A 19,884-nucleotide genomic window follows, 5' to 3' on the forward strand; every position below is an offset into this window, starting at 1 on the left:
GGAGCGTCGCCCCCGGTCGGGGGAGTCCTCGGCAACCCGCTGACCGGGGCGGCGGCGGTGACTAGGCTGGCCTCGAAAGCCGTCGGGAGGAGACCAGTAATGGCAGCCAATAGCGGGACTGACGTGGAGTCGGCCGTGGGCACGGGCGTCGAGGTGCCCGCACCGTCGCCGGAGCTCGCGCCGAGCGGGAAGCCGAAGGTGGACTTCACCGGGGCGACCTGGCTGTGCAGCAGTCAGGGGGTCGGGGATGTCCAGATCGCGTTCGTGGACGGCTACATCGGCATGCGGGACGGCCGCCAGGAGGACGGGCCGGTCCTGGTGTTCACACCGGGCGAGTGGCGGGCCTTCGTGCTCGGCGCCCGGGACGGCGAGTTCGACCTCACCTGAGGCCCGCCCGGCCTGCCCGCCCGGCCTGCCCGCCCGGCCTGCCCGCCCGCCTGATCGCCTGTCCTGGCCGCCGCGGACCGGCCGGGGAACAGGGAGGGGAGTGCCGGAACGGGTCCCGTGAGGGGCCCGTTCCCATCTTGTGATCAGCCTTGAGCGTACCCGGTCATAAATTCTGTTGACTGTTAGACAAGCGCAGCTCAGAGTATGAGCACAGGCAGACGCCGTGCCCACCGCCCCCACGCGGCCAGACACGGCGCCTGCTGTGCAGCCCGGCAGTCACGCCGGACCTGCCTCCCAGTCATCCCCTGCGCACCGGGGGTGCGTTGGCCGGTCCCGGCCCACGAGGGGCCGGCAGTCGCCGGGAGGCTGACACCGCTGCCGAGAGCGACTCGACGTCGGTGCCGGGTGCTCGGGACCCGCACGCCCCCACGCGGCGGCGTCCCGAGCAGATCCGCGGGAGCGACGGGCCGGGGCCCCGCGGACCTTGCTTGTGTGGCTTCGAACTGCTGGCTTGTGTGCTGTGCTGTGTGCGACGACGAAGCTGGGTGCTCGGCGGATCGGCACGACGATGTGCACAGTGAGGGATACGCGTGTAGGGCCGCGTTGCGACATGCCGTCCCCCCGAAGGGTGAAACCCAGAACGGCTGTCGTGCTGAACCGAACGTAGCCCGGACGGTTGCTCAGAGTCAACATTGGTCTCTGAGCGTGGATCTCCGTCCAGCGCCCCACCCACCCCGCGAGAGTGGTGTGCCGGGCACGTACGATGTTCCCATGTCTTTTCTCCGCCGTCGCTCCGGACAGCCCACCGGCCCGGACTTCGACGTGCTCGCCATGGACCCGGGCGACTGGCCCGGTGACTTCGGCGCGGCCATGATGACCGGCCCGGACGGCTCCTGTCAGGGGATTTTCCTCCGCTACGACCTGTTCGGAGGCAGAGGCCCGGCGATGTTCATCGGCAACCTCCCCGAGGGCTCGCCGGCCCGCGAGACCGGGGACGAGGTGCCCTTCGAGGTCCGGCAGCTGCTCGCGGCGCTGGAGAACGAAGAACCGGTCGAGTTCGTCTCGGCGGAGGACTTCCCGGTGATGCTCGGGGACGACCTGCTGATCGTGAAGAAGGTCAAGGTCAGCGAGGGCCGGGTGTTCTGCTCGCAGTTCGGCCGCAGCGACGGCGTCCAGGTCACCATCGCCTCCTGGGACCGACCGATTTCGGACGACCTCTACCAGCTGCTCAAGCCGCTCCCGGCGGACATGTTCCAGCAGGGCTGACCGGCACTCCCGCGGCGGCGCGGCCGGGGCCGGTTCCGGGCTCCGGGCACTGCTTGACGGTTTCGATCATCGCTTCGTACAGTCGCGAACATGTCGTGCCGTCTCCCGCTGCTGACCCGTCGCAGCTACCTGGACCTGCGGCGCACCGCAAGCGCGGCGTGTCCGGGCCACTGAGGGGGATTCGTCCCCGAGGCGGCGGGTGCCCGGCCGAGTGGCCGGCGCCGATCCGGGGGCGGGTGTTGCGCTGACTTCCGGGGCCGTCCACCGGTACCGCGCGCCCGTCCGGCGTGCCGCCCGCACTTGCCGAGCCCACGCTGCCGTCCGGAGGCACCAGCACCATGACCACCACCGCTGCCGATCAGTCGCCCGTCGCCGCCGCCCTCGCCGGGCTGCCCCGGGTCGTGGACCTGCTGGCGGCGCGCGCCGAGGAACACGACCGCGACGCGACCTTCCCCTACCAGGGCATCGAGGCGGTGCACGAGGCCGGTCTGCTCACCCTCACCGTCGGACAGCGGTACGGCGGCCCCGGCGGCACGCTCGCCGACACCGTCCGGGTGCTCGCCCAACTCGGCCGGGGGGACGCCTCGGTGGCCGTGGTCACCGCCTTCACGCTGCTGCAGCACGCCGAGCAGGCCCGGGTGGCCGCCTGGCCGGCGGCCGGCTACCGGCGGCTGCTCACCGAGTCCCGCCGGGGGCCCGCCCTGGTCAACACCCTGCGCGCGGAGCCGGGCGGCCAGGGCGGCGCCCAGCCGGCCACGGTGGCCCGGCGGGACGGTGACGGCTGGCTGCTCAGTGGCCGAAAGACGTACTGCGCCGGTGCCGAGGCGCTGGCCTGGATGGCCGTCACCGCACGGACCGAGGAGCCGGTGCCGCGGATCGGCACCTTCCTGGTGCGCGGGGACAGCGAGGGCATCGAGGTCGACCCGACCTGGGACCAGCTCGGCCTGCGGGCCAGCGCCAGCCACGACGTCGTCCTGGACGCCGTCCGGGTGCCGGGCGAACTCGCGCTCGGACTCACCGCCCCGAGGAGCAACGGCCCGAGGACCACCGGCCGGGCCGGCGGGCCCGCCCGCGCCGGAACCGCGCCGTCCGGTGCCGAGGCCAGGGGCGTCGAGGCCGGCGGTATCGAGGACGCGGGTGCCGCGGCCGCGGTGCCCGCCGCCGAACTCACCCGCGCCTGGCACGATCTGGCCCTGTCCGCGGTCGCCCTCGGGGTCGCCCGCGCCGCCGAGCAGTGGCTGGTCCGCTTCCTCCACCAGCGCACTCCGGCCAACCTCACCGAGCCGCTCGGCAGCCTGCCCCGGTACCGCTGCGCGCTGGGTGAGATCGAGGCCCAGCTGATCGGCGCCGAGGAGCTGGTCAACGGACTGGCACCGCGGGTGGACCGGGCCGAACCGGACGCCGTCGCCCGGACCGGTCCGGCGCAACTGCTCGCCACCCGGGCGGCGATAGCGGCCGTCCAGCAGGCGGTCTCGCTCACCGGCAACCCCGGCCTGAGCCGGCGTCACCCGCTGGAGCGCTATCTGCGGGACGTGCTCAGCAGCCGTGTCCACTTCGCCCCGGACGAGGCCGTCCTGGACGCCGCCGGCCGGGCCGCCCTGGAGCGCGGGCGACGCCTCTGACCGGCCGGGCCCCGCCGCGGCCCGAACGGCCCGGGCCCCGACCGCTCGTGCGCGAGCGGCCGGGGCCCGGGCCGTTCGCCCGGCTCAGCGGGTGCCGACGGCGGCGCGGACGGCCCGGCGGGCCAGCGCCGCGTCGTCGTACAGCCGGCGGATCATGATCCGCTGCTCCTCGCCGGCGCCGGGCACGTCGTACAGCCGGATCTCCCGCATCAGCACGAGCACCAGGTTCACCAGGAACGCGTCCCGGGCCAGTGTGCCGCCGCTCTGCGCGAGTTGGCTGATCTGCCGGCGGGCGGCGGTGTCCCCGGAGAGGACGCTCCAGAGCACGGCCAGGTCGTAACCCGGCAGGTACCAGCCGGCCTGCTCCCAGTCGACCAGGACCGGCCCGGAGGGCGCCAGCAGCATGTTGCTGAGCAGGGCGTCGCCGTGACAGAGCTGGAGCGGGGCGTGGCTCAGGCCGTGCAGCAGGCCGCGCAGATCGCCAGCGTCCCGGTCGGTGAGCTGTCCCACCGAGTGGTAGCGGGCGATCTCCACCTGGTAGTCCAGCCGTGGCTGGAAGACGTCGGTCGGCGGCCGCCACAGGTTGAGCGTGCGGACCGCGCCGAGCAGCGCCCGCACCTCGCCCGGGGTCGGCGCGTTGGCGGGGTGGCGCTCCCGGGCGGCGGGCCGGCCGGGCACGCGCTCCATGACGAGCACGCAGCGGTCGTGGTCGGCCGCGACCAGCCGGGGCAGCCGCACCGGCGGGCGGTGCCGGACGAAGGCGCGGTAGACCGCGACCTCGTGGTGGAAGTCGGCCACCAGCTGCTCGAAGTACTCGCTCCGCACCGCCTGCGGGGCCAGGCACTTGGCGACCACCGGCGCGCGCCCGATGGTGCCCGCCACCAGGATGTGGCGGCTCCCCTCGCGCAGCACCTGGCGCGGGGTGAAGGCGGGGCATATCCGGGCGACACCCGCCAGCGCGGCCCGTACGGCCGGGGTCTGCAGCGCCGCCGGGTCGATCCGCTCGGGGGCACCGGGCTGACCGGGCCGCATCGGCGGGCGGAGCATCCGGCCGTCGCCGGGCCGGACGGCCGGCATCCGGGCGCCCGGCGGCAGGACGGACTCGGGGGCGCGCAGCCCCAGCGCCGTCCGGGCGGCCTGGCCCCGCGCGTCCGTGGTCCGGCCGTCGGCGCCGCGCGGCACCGCGGGGCGGCTCGGCGGCAGCTGCTTCGGACCGGGACGGCCGGCGGCCGCGCCCGGGGGGCGCAGCGCGGTGCGGGTCGCGGTCGGCGTGGGGGAGGTCGCGGAGGAGTACATGGGGTGAGGGTGGTCCCTTTCTGTCCGTCGGCGGGTGCGCCCCGCGGTGCGGGGAGGGCCGGTGCCGCGTGCTTGCTGGCGTGACGGCGGCCCTGTCTCGGTGCGGTGGGTGGAGCGCGGGCGCCGGGCACGGACGCGGGGGCCGGAGCCCCTTGCTTCGGCGGTGACCCGGTCGTTCCGCACCCTGGGGAATGCGGACGACCGGACTGCCGTGGCCGTGCCCGGCGCCCCCGCGCCACCCGGCCGCGCCACCCCCTCGGGTGAGGACCGGGGACGCCCCGTGACACGGTCGGGGGAGCACCCCCCACCTGCCCGGGGCGCCGCCCGACCCGAGGGGCGAGGTGGCGCACCTCTACATCACACCCGGACGGCACTGGTTAGTAATGTGGCGGACCCTGGCGAAGCCTGGCGAATGCTCGCCTGGCACATGACGGAGCATCTAGCCTGAACCAGCCGAGGAACCTGGGGGCTTCACGTGAGCAGGGGACCCAACACCCGACTCGCCGATCTGTTCGTCCTGGCCGGATGGTCGAAGGGCGAGCTCGCACGGCTGGTCAACCGGCGTGGTGCGGCCATGGGAGAGCAGCAGCTGTCCACCGACACCTCGCGGGTCCGGCGCTGGATCGAGCACGGGGAGATCCCGCGCGATCCGGTGCCGAGGGTACTGGCGTCCGTGTTCACGGAGCGGCTCGGCCGTGTCGTCACCATTGAGGACCTCGGTCTGGAACGACACCGGCCCACCAGGACCGGAGCGGCGCAGTCCGCAGCACATCCATGGGAGCCGGATCGTACGGCCGCGGTCCTCACCGAGTTCACGGGAATGGACCTCATGCTCAACCGACGTGGATTGGTGGGTGCGGGCGCCGCGCTCACGGCCGGGGCGGTCATCGCCGACACTCTCAAGGGCTGGCTGGGCGGGGACGCCGTCGCGTACGCGGCCGCCGCGCCGGGCCCCCGACAGGTGGTCACCCAGGGCGGGGCCCGCCCGGTGGTGGACGTGTACGACGCGGGCCCGGTCGGGCTCGACGAGGTGGAGGCACTGGAGCGCTCGGTCCAGGTGTTCCGCGCCTGGGACGCGGCACGCGGCGGCGGCCTCCAGCGCAAGGCGGTGGTGGGACAGCTCAACGAGGTGGGCGGGCTGCTGACGCACCGCCACGGCCAGGCCGTGGAGCAGCGGCTCTGGCTGGTCGCGGCCAACCTCGCGGTGCTGGCCGGCTGGATGTCGCACGACGTCGGCCTGGAGTCGACCGCGCAGAAGTACTTCATGATCGCCGCCGAGTCGGCCAAGGAGGCCGGCGACCGCCCCCGGGCCGGTGAGGCGATCTCCCGGGCCGCCCGCCAGATGGTGCACCTGGGCCGCGCCGACGACGCGATCGACCTGATGGCCGCGGCCCGGGCGAGCGGCGGCCGGGTGCTGCCCAGAACCCGGGCGATGCTGAACACCGTGGAGGCCTGGGCGCACGCCTCGGTCGGGCACTCGCAGGACACCCGGCGGCTGCTCGGCGAGGCCGAGGACCTCTTCGCCGAGGACGTGTCCGAGCCGCCGCCCTCCTGGATGCAGCTCTTCGACGAGGCCGAGCTGCGCGGGATGCAGGCGCTGGTGCTGCGCACCCTGGCCGAGCACGACCTGACGGCCGCTCCGGAGGCGCGCCGCCAGGCCGAGCGGGTGATCAAGCTGCGCGAGGGCACCGGTCAGCTGCGTTCGGCGCTGTTCGACCGGATCACGCTCGCCTCGGTGCACTGGCTCAGCGGGGAGCCCGACGCGGCGGAGCTCCAGGCCAAGATGGTGATGAACCTGATCGGCCAGAACTCCTCGCACCGCACCTGGGACCGGTTGCGCGAGATGTACCGGTTGACCGCCCGCTACCGGGGGCTGCCGGTGGTGGACGAGCTGCGGGTGGAGCTCGGGCGGGAGTTGCGGCAGGCGGACGCCAAGAACCGGCCCAGGTTCGCCTGAGCCGGCCGCGGTCCGTCCGAGCCGCGCGGTGCTCCGGGCGTTCGGGGCTGTGAGCCGCCCGGAACTGTGAGCCGTCCGGGGCTGTGAGCCGTCCGGGGCTGTGAGCCGTCCGGGGCCCGGCGTCGGCCGGGGGCGGCCTGCGTCAGTCGGGGTCGGCGGGGCGCAGCAGCATCCGCAGCGCCGTCACGGTGCCGTCGTTCCCGAGGACCGGCTCGCCCGCGCACTCCACCGTGGTGCGCTCACCGTCGGGGTGGCTGACCTGGAGGGTGCCGAAGGCGTGGCGGCCGTGCACCAGGGCGTCGGTCATCATCCGGCGCAGCTGCGGCCGGTCCGCCTCGGCGAGCCGGTCGGGCAGCCGGTCGAGGCTGAGCGGTCCGTGCCCCGGGTCGCAGCCGAGCAGCCGGTACACCTCGGCGGACCACCGGACGTCGTCGGTGAGGAGGTCCCACTCGGCGGAGCCGACCACGGGACCGGAGTGCGCCTGCGTCGTGCCGTCCACTCTGCCGCCCACCGACCCGTCGTCCGCCCCGGTGTCCGTCCGGCGGGCATCGCTGCGGCGGGCGGCCCGGCGGGCGGCAGTGGCAGGCATGCTCATGGCGATTCCATCGGGTCGAGGCCGGCGCCGGGCCGGCGGAGAGGGAGGTGGGGAGGGTGGCCGCGGGGTGGCCGTGAGGTGGGAAGCTGTCAAGCAGTGAGAAGACTGTCGCACAGCGGAGTCACCCTCGTGGGGGATTTGAGCAGATCTCTGGCAAAATTCCCCCGGCATATGCCACTGCGGCAGGGGGGTCGATCGCCCTGTGTGCGGCGAGGTGTCCGAGGCGGTAACCTTCGGTGATTCCGGCGCCCGGGCGCCCACCGCAGTACCGACCACCGACCCCGGCGACGGAAATCCCGTTGCCACTACGACCGCCGCAACGGATGCTGACCTCATGTTCGAGCCAGTGATAGCACCCAGTGCCAGCCTCCTCGGCCTCCTTCAGCGAGGCCGCGGTGACGGGCAGCTCCACGCGCTGGCCGCCGACCGTACCGACGCCATCGCCGCGCTCCAGGAGTGCGTCACCAGGGACCCGAGAGCCGACTGGCAGGTCGAGAACCGCTCCCTCTACTACGCGCGCCTCTACATGGAACTGGAGGCGCCGCTCGACGGCATCGAGGACCACCTCCACGACCCGGAGGACCTCCTCGACGACGACGAGTACCGCACCGGTCTCGCCCTGTCCGTCCTGGGCCACCTCGCCGCGTACGGCCGGCGCGACGCGCTGCTGATGCTGCGCGAGTACGCCGCCACCGGCACCAACTGGGCCTGGGCGCTGGACGAGCTCGCGCTGCGCGACGACGACCGCGGCCTGCTGCTGCTCGGTACCGCGGTGCTGGACCGGTTCCCGCCGGGCCCCGAGGGCGACGCCGAGCTGCGTGAGTTCATCCGCGGCGCGTACGAGCCACGGCCGTGGCGGCTCTGGGCGGCCTACCACCCGCGGGTCGCGGCGGCGAGCGAGCAGTCCCCGTTCGACCTCTGGCAGCGCCAGGTGAACCGCACCGGCGTGACCCCGGGCTGGTCCACCGCCGACGTGCTCGTCTGGGCCGACCAGGGCGAGCTCGGCGGCCTCGGCGCCGCCGCCTTCGCCGGCCGGCCCGAGCGCCCGGAGCCCGCCCGCGACGGCGGTGATCCCGCCGGCCCCGATGCCGTGGACCGCAGGGCCGCCGCCGCCGCCCGCTGCCTGGCCGCCGTGGTCCGCCCCGAGGACCGCCCCGCCGTGCTGGAGGCCGCGCGGAACGGACTGCCCGGTGCCCGCCGGGCCGCCCTGCGCTACCTGGTCGACCAGCGGGACCCGGCCGCCGCCGGCCTGATCGAGGCCGCCGCCGCCGATGTCGATGACCGGACGGTGCGCGCCGCCCTGGAACTGATCGGCCGGATGCGCGGCCCCGAGGCGCTGGCCCACGCCCGCCGCTGGGCCGACCCGGCCACCGGCGGCGCGGACAGCGCCCTCGGCGAGGCCGCCGTCCAACTGCTCGCCGACGCCGGGGAGCCCGGCGACGCGGCGCTCGTGGTGGCCGGGCTGCGCCGCTGGATCTCGGTCCGCGGGGTCGGCGGCCCCGGGCTCGGGTCGCTGGTCGACGGTGCGGGGCGGCTTGCCGCCGCCGAGGCCGTCCCCGTCCTGCGCCACATCTACGGCGAGGCCGCCTCCTCCGAGCTGCGCGGCCGGGCCGCCCGCGCGCTCGCCGCGACCGACGTGGCCTTTCCCGAGGGCCCGGCCGTCGAGTGCCTCTGGGACTGCGAGGAATCCACCCGTGAGCTCGCCGCGAGGCACGTCGCCACCACCGGCGACGCCCGCGTGCTGGAGCGCCTGCGCCGCCTCGCGGCCGACCCGGCCGAGGAGGCCGAGGTCCACGCCGCCGTGCGCGGCCGGCTGACCGCCGCCCGCGAGCGAAGTCGGTAGGACCCCCCGACACCACACCCGGGGCGACACCCCGATCCCGGGTACGACGAAGCGGGCCGGGCACCAGATCAGGTGCCCGGCCCGCTTCGTCGTACCCGGGAGGTCCTCGGTGGAACCGCGTTCTACTTCACCACGCCGGCGTCGGCCGCCAGGGTGCCGGTGCTGACCAGGACGATGATCAGAATGCCCAGTGCCACCCGGTACACCACGAACGGCATGAAGCTGTTGTTCGAGATGTACTTCAGGAACCACGCGATCGCCGCGTAGCCGACCGCGAAGGCGATCAGGGTGGCCAGGATGGTCGGCCCCCAGGCCGGTGAGGGGCCCTCGCCGATCTTGGTCAGCTCCAGCAGGCCGGAGGCCAGCACGGCCGGGATGGCGAGCAGGAACGAGTACCGGGCGGCCGCCTCGCGACTGTAGCCGAGCAGCAGCCCAGCGCTGATGGTGCCGCCGGAGCGGGAGACGCCGGGGATCAGCGCGAGTGCCTGCGCCATGCCGTAGGCGGCGGCGTGCGGCAGGGTCAGGTCGGTGATCGGCTTGGCGTGCCGGACGGCCCGGGTCCGGTCGGCCACCGCCAGGATCAGACCGAAGACGATCAGCGTGGTGCCGATGATCCGCAGGTCGCGGAGGTTGGTCTCGATGGTGTCCTGGAACAGCTTGCCGAGGATGCCGATCGGCAGTGTGCCGATGATCACGAACCAGCCCATCCGGGCGTCCTGGTGCGAGCGCAGCGCCGGGCGGAACAGCGAGAGCGTCCAGGTCTTCACGATCGAGGCGATGTCCCGGCGGAAGTAGATCAGCACGGCGGACTCGGTGCCGAGCTGGGTCACGGCGGTGAACGCCGCACCCGGGTCGTCCCAGCCCAGCAGGGCCGAGAAGACCCGCAGGTGGGCACTGGAGGAGATCGGCAGGAACTCGGTGAGCCCCTGGATCAGGCCGAGGACGGCTCCGTGGAACCAGTCGATCACCGGACACCCGCCCGGGGTATCCGTCGCTCGATGAGCATCAGCGGTCCTTGTAGGTCGGTGCGGGAGCATGCCGTCGGCATGCACGGGGCACATGCCGATGGCATGCGAACCGCCGGGTCCGCCCGGCGCTCGGGCTGCGCGGGCCCGGCGCGCGCCTGATGCTACGCGGTGAAGGTGACAGCCTCGCTTCCGCCCCCGTTCCGGCCTGCCCGGTGAGAAGGCGGCCCGGCTCCGCTCAGCGCGGGACGGGGCGGGCCCGGACCCAGGTCCGGTCCTCGGTCAGGTGGGCGTCCACGGCCAGCCCCGCCTCGGCCAGGGCCCGCTCGAACGCGGCGGTGTCGAGCGGGCGGGACAGGAAGGTCTGGGTCCAGCGCGCGTCCGGGAACTCGTACTCGACGTGCACCGAGTTCACGCCGTCCCCGACCGGGGTGACCGACGCCACCCGCACCAGCCCGTCCCGGCCCAGCGGACGCTCGCGCGGCACGTCGCGCATCCAGTCCTCGCCCTCGCGCTGCAGCAGCACCAGGCCGTCGTCCGCGACGTGCCGCCGGCAGGTGTCCAGCAGCCCGCGCCGGACGGCCGGGTCGCCGGCGTGCACCAGGAAGGAGGCGAGCAGGACGACGTCGAACCGCTCGTCGAGGTCCAGCCGCTCGATCGGGCTGCGCACCGTCCGGGCGCCCCGGACCCGGGCCAGCATCTCGGCGGACTCGTCCACGGCCGTCACCGTGAAGCCGAGGTCGAGCAGGGGGTGGGTCATCCGGCCCACCCCGCAGCCCAGCTCCAGGATGCGGGCTCCGGCGGGGACCGCCTTCCTGATCACCTCGGGCTCGCCGTTCAGCGGCAGCCGCTCGTACATCTCCACCGCGCACCCGTCCGGGGTGATCGGGCCCGGTCCGGTTCCCTCGTACCCGTTGCGTCGTTCATCGGCCATGCGTCCCATCGGAGCACGGGCGGGCCGGAGGGGGAAGAGGGCGACGCGGTGCCCGGACTGCTTGCTCGATACCCCTGGGGGGTATATGTTCGAGGACGACGAGCCGAGAGGCACGGCACGGAGCAAGCGGAGGACGACATGGCGCATCCCGCACAGCACGAGCACGGACACCTGCACCAGCACGCCGAGCACGGCCACGAGGCGCACGCCGGCCACGCCGGTCACGGCCGCCACGGTGGTCACGGTGGTCACGGCGACGGTGGGGCGAGCTGGCGGACCGCCGCCCAGGCGACCCTGCACTGCCTCACCGGCTGCGCCATCGGCGAGATCCTGGGCATGGTCCTCGGCACCGCCTTCGGCCTGCACAACGGTGCGACCGTGGTGCTCTCGGTGCTGCTGGCCTTCGTCTTCGGCTACGCCCTGACCATGCGCGGTGTGCTGAAGGCCGGGCTGGACGTCCGCGCCGCCGTCAAGGTCGCGCTGGCCGCCGACACCGTGTCGATCCTGGTCATGGAGCTGATCGACAACACCGTGATGGTCACCGTGCCGGGGGCGATGGACGCGGGCCTCGGCGACGCGCTGTTCTGGGTCGCGCTGGCGGGCTCGCTCGCCCTCGCGTTCACCCTGACCGTGCCGGTCAACAAGTGGATGATCGGCCGGGGCCGCGGCCACGCGGTCGTCCACGCCCACCACCAGCACTGACCACGAGCGGGTTCGCCCCCGTCTCCCGGGTTCGGCCGGGAGACGGGGGCCGCGGTGTCCCGGGTCAGGCCCGGTCGAGGGCGGTCAGGGTCTCGCGCAGCCAGGCCAGCTCGGCCTCCGTGGTGGCGCGGGCGATCAGCAGCATCCCGCGTCGGAACGGGTCGCCGAACTCCTCGGCGCCCACCGGGCGGGCGCCGTCGTAGAAGAAGCTGGCCGGCTCGCTGAGGAAGGCGAGCCGGCGGCGCAGCACGGCGGCCTGTGCCCGCGGGTCGTCGTCGAGGTGGCGCAGGAAGGCCAGCACGGTGAACCAGCGGTTCTCGTCGCTGATGTCCAGGTCCTCCGGGGTGCGGAGCCGGTCGAGCAGCGCGGTCCGGCCGGCCTCGGTGAGGTGGAGGGTGTGCCGGGGCGCCGCCGCCGTACCCGGCTCGGTCGTACGGACCAGCAGGTCGTCGGCCTCCAGGCGTTTGATCGCCGGGTAGAGCGTGCCGTCGCTGATCGGCCGGACGTGTCCGGTGAGTGCGGCGAGATGGCGGCGCAGCTCATAGCCGTGCAGTGGCCGGTCGCGGAGGAACCCGAGGATCGCGAGCTTCAGCATGGGGCCACTCTCTCAGATCGGGCTGCGTTGACTCGCTGTCGCTATACCTCGCTGCCGAGGTATGGTCCTTCCGTCGCGGTGATCCGCGGCGCCCCGCCGGCCGGGCGTCCGGCCCCGCGTCAGCCCTGCTTCAGCCCTGCTCTGCCCTGCCCCGAGAAGGAGTACGACCATGCGCCAGGCCATCGTCACCCCGAGCGAGGACCGGATCCGCTGGGTGGAGGTGCCCGGTGCCGAGCCGGCCCGGGTCTATCTGCACGGCCTCGGAGCCAGCTCGCCCGTCTACTTCGCCGGTGCGGCGGCCCACCCGCTGCTGGCCGGGCGCCGCTCGCTCCTGCTGGACCTACTGGGCTTCGGCATCAGCGACCGGCCCACCGACTTCCCGTACACGCTGGAGGCCCACGCCGACGCGGTGGCGGCGGCGCTCGACGAGGCCGGGCTGGTGGAGGTCGAGCTGGTCGGGCACAGCATGGGCGGCGCGGTGGCGATCGTCCTCGCCCACCGGCACCCCCGGCTGGTCGCGAACCTCCTCCTGGTCGACGCCAACCTCGATCCGATCACGCCGGTCCGCCGCCCGGGCAGCAGCGGGATCGCGACCTTCAGCGAGGAGGAGTTCCTGGCCGGCGGCCGGGAGGAGGTGCGGAGGTGGGTCGGGCCGCTCTGGTGGTCCACGATGCGGCTGGCCGGTCCCGAGGCCCTCCACCGCAGCGCCGTCCACACCGCCCGGGGCACCGTGCCGACCATGCGCGAGATCCTGCTGGACCTGGAGATCCCCAGGACGTTCCTCCACCCGCAGGCCGACGGCGAGCTGCCGGGGGCGGAGCGGCTGCGGGCGTCGGGGGTCGAGGTGGTGGCGGTCCCGGACTGCGGCCACAACATCATGTTCGACAACCTGGACGGGTTCGCCGCGATCGCCGCCACCGCGCTGGCCCGTCGAGCCTGAGGCCGCCCTGCCCTGTCCTGCCCCTTCGCCGGGTGGCCGCGCGCCCTGGCCGGCGATCGATCCGAAACCGCTCGCCGGAGACCCGGGCTTCGAGCTGCTGCCGGCCCTCCGCGACCGCCGGGCAAGCCTCGCCGCCACCGCCGACCTCTCGCGCGTCCTGCACCGCCGACTCGACGCGATGACCGATGCCCGTGCAACGCCCGGACCCTCGCCCGTGTCCTCCGGAACGCGCTCCGGGAGGTCGAGGAGGCAGCTGCTGACCCCCACTCAAAGCGCTTTCTCCGACGCCTCGTTGACCAGGTGGTCCCGAGGTGAAGGGCGCTGCCCGGGGTCAGTAGGATCCACCCGTCCCAGGGGAGGAGACGGGTGTGGGTGCCGACTGGTGCGAGCGGTGCGAGATGTCGTGGTGCGATTGCCCGGCCGACGGGTCGGTGCCGCGACTCGACCGTGCGATGGCGGTGCTGGGTGCCACCTGGGCGGGCTGGCCGACCGGGGCGACGGCCATCGTCTCGCCCACCGGCTACGCCCATCTGCCGGGGTGCTTCCATCTCACGGAGAGCGTCCTCGCCGCGCCCCGGTACGGCTGGGTGACCGAGCCGGTGTCCGGCCACCACGTCACCCGTGCGCAGCCCCTGCGGGCCACTGCGGGCAACCGCGACCGGATCGCCACCAAGTCCTGCCCGACCTGCTTCGAGTGAGCCGCCCGGGGGTGGGCGCCGGGCCCTGTCGACGGCCCCGCGCTCACCCCCGCAGCAGGACGAACCGCAGCGGCGTCCCCGGGCGGGCCTGGGCGGCCGCGGCGAGGTCCGCGGGCGGCACGACGCCCACGACGGGGTAGCCGCCGGTGGTGGGGTGGTCGGCCAGGAAGACCACCGGCCGTCCGTCCGGCGGGATCTGGACGGCGCCCAGCACCATGCCCTCGCTGGGCAGTTCACCGCTGACGGCCCGGCCGACCGGCGGGCCGTCGGTGCGCAGCGCGATCCGGTTGCTCGCCGCCGCCACCCGGTACCGGTCGCGGGCCAGCCGGGCGACCGCGTCCGGTGCGAACCAGTCGGCACGCGGCCCCGGCCGCAGCCGCAGCACCAGCTCGGTCGGGGGAGCGGGCAGGGGCACCAGGTCGGGCGCGGGCCGGTGGGGCGGGGGAGGCCCGACCGGCAGCACGTCGCCGACGGCCAGCGGAGCGGGGCCCAGCCCCGAGAGCAGGTCGGCCGAGCGGCTGCCGAGCACCGGGGGCACCGCGATCCCGCCCGCCACCGCGAGGTAGCCCCGTACGCCGTGGGTGGCGGCGCCGACCTCCACCAGGGCGCCGTCGGGGACGACGACGGGCGCGCCCCAGGCGGCGGGCCGCCCGTCCACCAGGACGGCGGCGGGCGCGCCGGTGACGGCGACGACGGCCGGCCCGTGCGCACGCAGGGCGACCCCGCCGAGGGTGGTCTCCAGCGCGGCCGCGCCGGGCCCGTTGCCGACCAGGCGGTTGGCGGCGCGCAGCGCGGGCTCGTCGAGCGCGCCGGCCCGGGGCACGCCGAGGTGGGCGACGCCGCGCCGCCCGAGGTCCTGCACGGTGGTCAGCGGCCCGGGCCGGACGACCGCCAGCGACCGGTCGGCCGAGGGCCCGCCGGGCGCCGTCACCCGGCACCGCCGCGCACCGCGGTGAAGCGGACCCGCACGCCCGGGGCCAGCAGGGCGGCCGGCTCCCGGGAGGGGTCCCAGAGCGGGAGGCCGGTGCGGCCGAGGAGCTGCCAGCCGCCGGGGGAGGAGCGCGGGTAGACGCCGGTGTAGGGGCCGGCCAGGGCGACCGAGCCGGCCGGGACGGAGCTGCGGGGGGAGGCCCGGCGCGGCGTCCCGTACTGCCGCGGCAGGCCGGTGAGGTAGCCGAAGCCGGGGGCGAAGCCGCAGAAGGCGACCACGTACTCGGGCGCGGTGTGGATCCGGACGGCCGCCTCGGGGGAGACCTCCCAGAGCGCCGCGACCTCGGCCAGGTCGGCGCCGTCGTAGACGGTGGGCACCTCCAGCAGGGGGCCGGGGGCGGCGCCGGCCGCCGTGGGGCGGGCGGTGCGCAGCAGGGCGGTGAGCGCCCGGACATCGGCCACGCCGTCGAGCAGGACGGTCCGCGCGGCCGGGACGATCTCCTCCACCGGGGTCAGCTCACCCGCCGCCTGCCGTTCGCGCAGCCAGCCGTACAGCGCGCCGACCTCGGCCGTCCCGGCGACCTCGACCAGCAGCGCTCGCTCGCCGACCGCCCGGACCAGGGGTGCGTCGCCGACCGGGGCGCCCGGGGGCCCGCCGGCGGGCGCGCCGCCCGCCCGGCCCGCCGTCCCGCCGCCGGTCGTCACGCGAAGGGCTCCACCCGCACGCCCGCCGAGGCGAGCGCGCCGCGGATCCGCCAGGCCAGCTGGGCGGCCCCGGGGGTGTCACCGTGCACGCACAGCGAGCGCGCCTCGACGCTGATCGGCTCGCCCCCGACGGCCTCGACCACGCCGTCCCGGGCCATCGCGACCGCGCGCGTGATGACCGTCTCGGGGTCGTGGATGACGGCGTCCGGTTCGCTGCGCGGCACCAGGGTGCCCGCCCAGGTGTAGGCGCGGTCGGCGAACGCCTCGGCGACCACCGGGAGCCCGACGCCCTCGGCGACCGCCAGCAGCCGTGAGCCGGGCAGGCCGAGCACCGGGAGCGGGCCGTCGCAGACCGCCCCGGCCCGCAGCACGCCCGCGACCACCGCCTCGGCCTGTTCGGCGTCGGTCACCACCCGGTTGTAGAGGGCGCCGTGCGGTTTGACGTAGGAGACGCGGGAGCCCGCCGCGCGGGCGAACACCTGGAGGGCGCCGATCTGGTAGGCGATCTCGTCGGCCAGCTCCTCCGGAGGGACGTCCATCGCCCGGCGGCCGAAGCCGGCCAGGTCCCGGTAGGAGACCTGGGCGCCGATCCGTACGCCGCGCTCGGCGGCCAGCGCGCAGACCCGCCGCATGGTGGACGGATCTCCCGCGTGGAAGCCGCAGGCGACGTTGGCGCTGGTCACCACGGAGAGCAGGGCCTCGTCGTCGGTCAGCGTCCAGCGTCCGAACCCCTCGCCGAGGTCCGCATTGAGATCGATCACCGCATCGGCCACGCCCGTCCGCCTCCCAGCAGCTGTTGAGCCAGATCGTAGGGCCTGCGCGTGACGGCCGTCGCCGCTGCCCGGGTCGCCGCCGGGTGCACGGGTGGGAGCGCCGCCCGGGCGTCCCCCGGACGGCTCAGCCGGCGACGGTGGCGGCGCCGGCGGCCCGGTCCAGCGGCCGGAGCGCGCGCAGCACGACCAGCAGCGGCAGCACGCCGACGAGGCCGAACGACATGTCGACGAATCGCCAGTACAGCGGGATGCCCCGGAGCGGTCCGCAGACCAGTGCCAGCGGGATGACGCCCGCGCAGGCGAGGACGGCCCACCGGACGACCCAGATGTTGCGGACCGGGTCCTTGATCGGCCCCCAGAACGCGGCCGCGATGACCAGGTGCGCGAAGGCCAGCCAGTCGGTGCCGTAGGCCAGGAAGGGGTAGCGGGCACCGGTGTCGGCCACGCCGTCGCGGATCCGCTCGATCCACTCCAGGACGCCCGGCAGGTGGTCGGTGACCGGGGCCGCCGGGCCGGTCGCGAGCTCGGCCAGCCAGCGGGTCTCGGTCTCCAGCGGGAAGGCCGTCAGACCGCTCAGGACCAGGCAGACCACGAAGGCCCAGAGCCACCGCCGCACCCGCCGGAGTACGGCCTGTTCGGCCGCGGGCGGGGTTCGGATCAAGCTCTCGGACGTGCCGTTCATACCGGTCGACCCCCATGCCGAAGAGGAGCTGGGACAGGCTGTCCCACCTGCACGGAAGTGACTCTAGACGGTTGAATTGAACGTGTTCAACTTGCCCTGGGCCTGCCCCCGCGCCCGGGCTCACCCCGGGGAGCCGCGCGGGCCGCCCCGCCGCCGCCGAGCCCCCGGGCACGCCGAAGGGGCCCGGCGCCGCTCCCGGCACCGGGCCCCGCCGTACGACCCCGTCAGGCCGTGTACGTGTACCGCCCCGCCGCGACCGGCGCACTGGTCCCGCCGGCGGTGGTCACCGTCACGTCCACCACGCCGGTGCCGGCCGGGGCGGTCGCCGAGCAGAGCGTCGGCCCGCACGAGTGGAGGGTGGCCGGCACCCCGCCGAAGAGCACCGTGCCGGCGGCCAGTCCGCTGCCCCGGACGTAGATCCTGGTGCCCCCGGCGGCCGGCCCGGTGCTCGTGGTCAGACCGGTCACCACCGGCGCGGGGGGCGCCGGGGGAGCCGCGCCGGTGTAGTCGAAGGCGTGCGGCGCGGCCGCGGAGCCGCCGGGGGTCACCACCGTCACCGGCGCGCTGCCGGCGCCGCCGGGCGCGGTCACGGTGCAGGTGGTGCCGGTGCAGCCGCCGGTCGCGAGGGCGTCGCCGAACAGGACGAAGCCGTTGTCCAGGCCGGTGCCCGTCAGGGTGACGGCGGTGCCGCCCGTCCCGGGGCCGGTGGTCGTGCCGATACCCGTCACCGCCGGGGCGGGCGGGGCGGCCGGGGTCTGCGGGCCACTGCCGAGCAGGTGGTCGGAGACGTTGTCGGACGGGTCGGTGTCGTTCCGGTTCGCCGCCGTGACCTTGATCGTCCCGGTCGGCCCGGTGCCGTGGGAGGCCACGTAGACCTTCATGAACTCGCTGCGCCCGGGAGCCCGGGTGCCCGTGAAGAAGGCGTCCAGCCGGCGGCCGTCGGGGGAGACCGTCTCGGTGAAGGAGTAGTCGGGGAGCGAGGTGATCGCCGCGCCGCTGGTGGTCAGACCGGCCGGCAGTTCGACGGTGAGGTGGGTGACCCCGGTGAGGTCGGCGGTGCCGGAGGAGGTCCAGGTCACCGCGAAGTTGGTGCTGTCGACCGGGAAGATCGGGTAGTTGCCGGCCTGGGTCACGCTGACGTTCGGGCCGGTGGCCGCCGTGCGGTCGGCGGTCGCGGCCGGGGTCGCGGTGCCGGCCGCCGCGGTGCCGGCGGTGAGCGTGGCCACGGCCAGGGCGGCGGTCAGGCCGCCTCGTACCAGTCGGATGATCATATGAGGCATGATGGCCGTGGGGCCCGGATCGTGCGGGCACTTTCCCGAAAGCCGGTTCCACCGCCCGCGGTGCGACCGCCTGTCCGGGCCGTCCGTAAGGTCCGTTTCGGTCGATGTCGGTGCCTACCTCTAATCTTGTCCACCGTGACCGCCATCGCTGACCCGCCCACCGAGTCCGGGCCCCGGCCGCCCGCCGGGCCCGCCACCGCCGCGCGGCCCGCGCCCGGCCCCGCCGCCGACGAGGGCCTGGCCCGCCGGCTCAAGGCGCTGGCCTGCACGGCCCCGCTGCACGACCTGGACAGCCGCAAGGTGATGCTGGCCGGCGAGTACGGCGGCTACGCGATGGCCGAGGTCGGCCTCGCCGCGATCGACCTGGTCACCCTGCACATGGACTTCGACACCGGGGCCGACCGCGAGATAGTGCTCGCCCGGCTGCTGCCCCGGGTCGCCGCCCAGGCCGCCACCCGCCCGACCGCCGAGCACGAGCGGGTCGCCCGCTGGGTGCTGGAGTCGCTGATCAACGTCGGCAGCGTCGACCGCGGGTTCCGCGCCGTCTACGGCACCTTCGGCCAGGACGGCGCGTACGTCCGGCGCGACTACGACTTCAAGCTGATCGAGGAGGTGCCCGGCCCCGACGGCGGCGTCTACCTGCGCACCACCGACGAGGCGGTCAACGTCCTGGTCGGCGCCCTCGACACCGACGTCACCTCCGCGCAGATCGCCGCCGAGGTCAAGCTGGAGGTGCTGATCCGGCGCGGCCGGCTGGCCGACGCCCAGCTCGCCGCCGAGCAGGCCCGCTACCGCACGGTCCAGTACGCCGAGACGCTGCGCCGGGCCCTGGACGCGACCCGGCGCAACGTGCGCGCCGTCGACTGGATGCAGGCCGTCCCCGACCTCATCGACGAGGCGCTCGACCACATCGCCGACCGCTACCGGCACGAGAACGCGATTCTCACCAACATCCGCAAGGCCCGCGACGAGGCCGAGGAGCCCGAGCACAAGCGCCGCGCCGCCGAGCTGGTCGACATCGTCAAGGACTGCATCCGCCGCCACACCCAGCTGCAGACCCGCCTGCTGGAGGCCGGCCCGCTGTTCCGCGCCGAGCAGGACCGCCAGGCCTTCGCCGCGCCCGGCGCCCGCAGCGGCATCGACCTCTACGGGCAGCTGCTCGCCCCCGTGCTGCGGCTGCCGGTGGAGCAGGCCGTCCGGCCGACCGGCGCGTTCTTCACCCGCGGCACCGGTCTGCGCACGCCGGTCTCCGTCCGGGTCGCCGACCTGGTCGACCTGCTGCTCACCCCGCCGGTCGAGCGCGAGCACCTGGGCGCCGAGCTGCCCGATCCGGACCTCGTCGCCACCCCCGACGACAGCCGGTTCACCGAGGCGCAGCTGGAGGCCGCGCTGGTCCTGCTCGACCTGCCCGCCGACGCCCCCCGCCGGCTCTCCGGGCTGCTCACCGACGCCCGCCGACAGGATCCCGAACTCCCCTACCTGGTCGCCCTGCTGGCGGTGCACGCGGCCAGCCCGCCGGTCGGCACCGCCTACCGGCAGGGGGAGGAGCGGCTGCTCTTCGCGGTCGACGACGGCACTCCGCTGCGGGACCGCGAGTTCGGCGGCGCCGACCTCATCGTCGGCAGCGCCCTGCTGGACGCGGCCGGCATGGCGGCCGACCGCAAGGACGCCAGTTGACGACCGGACAGCCGACGCACCCCCGGCGCCGCCCCGC

At 75.1% G+C, this 19,884-nt stretch carries 19 protein-coding genes; 9 read left to right on the plus strand and 10 right to left on the minus strand.

From position 1 onward, the window contains the following. Positions 1-99: 99 nt before the first annotated feature. The 3 genes from OG618_RS30735 (at position 100) to OG618_RS30745 (ending at position 3,275) form a co-directional block, all read left to right on the plus strand. Positions 100-387 (plus strand): DUF397 domain-containing protein, encoded by a 288-nt coding sequence (locus tag OG618_RS30735; protein ID WP_329490834.1) that lies wholly within the window; start codon positions 100-102, stop codon positions 385-387. Positions 388-1,158: 771 nt separating this feature from the next. Then, the gene (locus tag OG618_RS30740) at positions 1,159-1,653 is read left to right on the plus strand and encodes a hypothetical protein (RefSeq protein WP_329490835.1); all 495 of its coding nucleotides are present in this window, start codon (positions 1,159-1,161) and stop codon (positions 1,651-1,653) included. Between the two features lie 338 nt (positions 1,654-1,991). Continuing rightward, a complete protein-coding gene (locus tag OG618_RS30745; protein ID WP_329490836.1) occupies positions 1,992-3,275 on the plus strand; it encodes an acyl-CoA dehydrogenase family protein in 1,284 nt (427 codons plus the stop codon). Positions 3,276-3,359: 84 nt separating this feature from the next. Here OG618_RS30745 and OG618_RS30750 read toward each other — a convergent pair whose 3' ends face one another. Continuing rightward, entirely contained in the window at positions 3,360-4,352 is a 993-nt protein-coding gene (locus OG618_RS30750; protein WP_380391653.1) for an aminoglycoside phosphotransferase family protein, read from the minus strand. A 694-nt stretch (positions 4,353-5,046) separates the two neighbouring features. Between OG618_RS30750 and OG618_RS30755 the strand changes: the two genes are divergently transcribed. Further along, the gene (locus tag OG618_RS30755; protein WP_329490838.1) at positions 5,047-6,528 is read left to right on the plus strand and encodes a DNA-binding protein NsdB; all 1,482 of its coding nucleotides are present in this window, start codon (positions 5,047-5,049) and stop codon (positions 6,526-6,528) included. Between the two features lie 142 nt (positions 6,529-6,670). Here the strand turns inward: OG618_RS30755 and OG618_RS30760 are convergent, their stop codons facing one another. Then, on the minus strand, positions 6,671-7,123 hold the full coding sequence (locus OG618_RS30760; RefSeq protein ID WP_329490839.1) for a PAS domain-containing protein: 453 nt from the start codon (positions 7,121-7,123) through the stop codon (positions 6,671-6,673). Between the two features lie 334 nt (positions 7,124-7,457). Here OG618_RS30760 and OG618_RS30765 point away from each other — a divergent pair, with 334 nt between their 5' ends. Next, positions 7,458-8,966: a HEAT repeat domain-containing protein gene (locus tag OG618_RS30765; protein WP_329490840.1), complete on the plus strand. Its 1,509-nt coding sequence runs from the start codon at positions 7,458-7,460 to the stop codon at positions 8,964-8,966. 122 nt (positions 8,967-9,088) lie between these two features. Here OG618_RS30765 and OG618_RS30770 read toward each other — a convergent pair whose 3' ends face one another. Further along, positions 9,089-9,931, minus strand: coding sequence for an undecaprenyl-diphosphate phosphatase (locus tag OG618_RS30770; RefSeq protein ID WP_329492356.1), 843 nt, complete (start codon positions 9,929-9,931; stop codon positions 9,089-9,091). Positions 9,932-10,169: 238 nt separating this feature from the next. Then, positions 10,170-10,865 carry a class I SAM-dependent methyltransferase gene (locus tag OG618_RS30775; protein WP_329490841.1) on the minus strand — a complete coding sequence of 232 codons (696 nt, stop codon included), beginning with the start codon at positions 10,863-10,865 and terminating at the stop codon, positions 10,170-10,172. Positions 10,866-11,003: 138 nt separating this feature from the next. Between OG618_RS30775 and OG618_RS30780 the strand changes: the two genes are divergently transcribed. After that, a complete protein-coding gene (locus tag OG618_RS30780) occupies positions 11,004-11,567 on the plus strand; it encodes a DUF4396 domain-containing protein (RefSeq protein WP_329490843.1) in 564 nt (187 codons plus the stop codon). Between the two features lie 64 nt (positions 11,568-11,631). Here the strand turns inward: OG618_RS30780 and OG618_RS30785 are convergent, their stop codons facing one another. Continuing rightward, positions 11,632-12,162 carry a PadR family transcriptional regulator gene (locus OG618_RS30785; RefSeq protein ID WP_329490844.1) on the minus strand — a complete coding sequence of 177 codons (531 nt, stop codon included), beginning with the start codon at positions 12,160-12,162 and terminating at the stop codon, positions 11,632-11,634. A gap of 169 nt (positions 12,163-12,331) precedes the next feature. On the opposite strand from OG618_RS30785, the gene OG618_RS30790 reads away from it, so the two are divergent. Both OG618_RS30790 and OG618_RS30795 read left to right on the plus strand, forming a co-directional pair. Then, positions 12,332-13,102, plus strand: coding sequence for an alpha/beta fold hydrolase (locus OG618_RS30790; protein ID WP_329490845.1), 771 nt, complete (start codon positions 12,332-12,334; stop codon positions 13,100-13,102). A 368-nt stretch (positions 13,103-13,470) separates the two neighbouring features. Next, positions 13,471-13,800, plus strand: coding sequence for a hypothetical protein (locus OG618_RS30795; protein WP_329490846.1), 330 nt, complete (start codon positions 13,471-13,473; stop codon positions 13,798-13,800). Between the two features lie 43 nt (positions 13,801-13,843). Here OG618_RS30795 and OG618_RS30800 read toward each other — a convergent pair whose 3' ends face one another. The 5 genes from OG618_RS30800 to OG618_RS30820 form a co-directional block, all read right to left on the minus strand. After that, a complete protein-coding gene (locus OG618_RS30800) occupies positions 13,844-14,731 on the minus strand; it encodes a biotin-dependent carboxyltransferase family protein (protein WP_329490847.1) in 888 nt (295 codons plus the stop codon). Beyond that, positions 14,728-15,351, minus strand: coding sequence for a 5-oxoprolinase subunit PxpB (pxpB, locus tag OG618_RS30805; protein WP_329492357.1), 624 nt, complete (start codon positions 15,349-15,351; stop codon positions 14,728-14,730). Before pxpB ends, OG618_RS30800 begins: the two co-directional genes overlap by 4 nt. An 80-nt stretch (positions 15,352-15,431) precedes the next feature. Then, positions 15,432-16,208 carry a LamB/YcsF family protein gene (locus tag OG618_RS30810; protein ID WP_329490848.1) on the minus strand — a complete coding sequence of 259 codons (777 nt, stop codon included), beginning with the start codon at positions 16,206-16,208 and terminating at the stop codon, positions 15,432-15,434. Positions 16,209-16,332: 124 nt separating this feature from the next. Next, positions 16,333-16,890: a hypothetical protein gene (locus tag OG618_RS30815; RefSeq protein ID WP_329490849.1), complete on the minus strand. Its 558-nt coding sequence runs from the start codon at positions 16,888-16,890 to the stop codon at positions 16,333-16,335. A gap of 224 nt (positions 16,891-17,114) precedes the next feature. Continuing rightward, the gene (locus OG618_RS30820) at positions 17,115-18,161 is read right to left on the minus strand and encodes an IPT/TIG domain-containing protein (protein ID WP_329490850.1); all 1,047 of its coding nucleotides are present in this window, start codon (positions 18,159-18,161) and stop codon (positions 17,115-17,117) included. A 144-nt stretch (positions 18,162-18,305) separates the two neighbouring features. Between OG618_RS30820 and OG618_RS30825 the strand changes: the two genes are divergently transcribed. Beyond that, positions 18,306-19,847, plus strand: coding sequence for a hypothetical protein (locus tag OG618_RS30825; RefSeq protein ID WP_442906890.1), 1,542 nt, complete (start codon positions 18,306-18,308; stop codon positions 19,845-19,847). Positions 19,848-19,884 lie beyond the last annotated feature (37 nt).

It is taken from the genome of Kitasatospora sp. NBC_01246, from assembly GCF_036226505.1.
In the GTDB taxonomy this organism is placed as follows: domain Bacteria; phylum Actinomycetota; class Actinomycetes; order Streptomycetales; family Streptomycetaceae; genus Kitasatospora.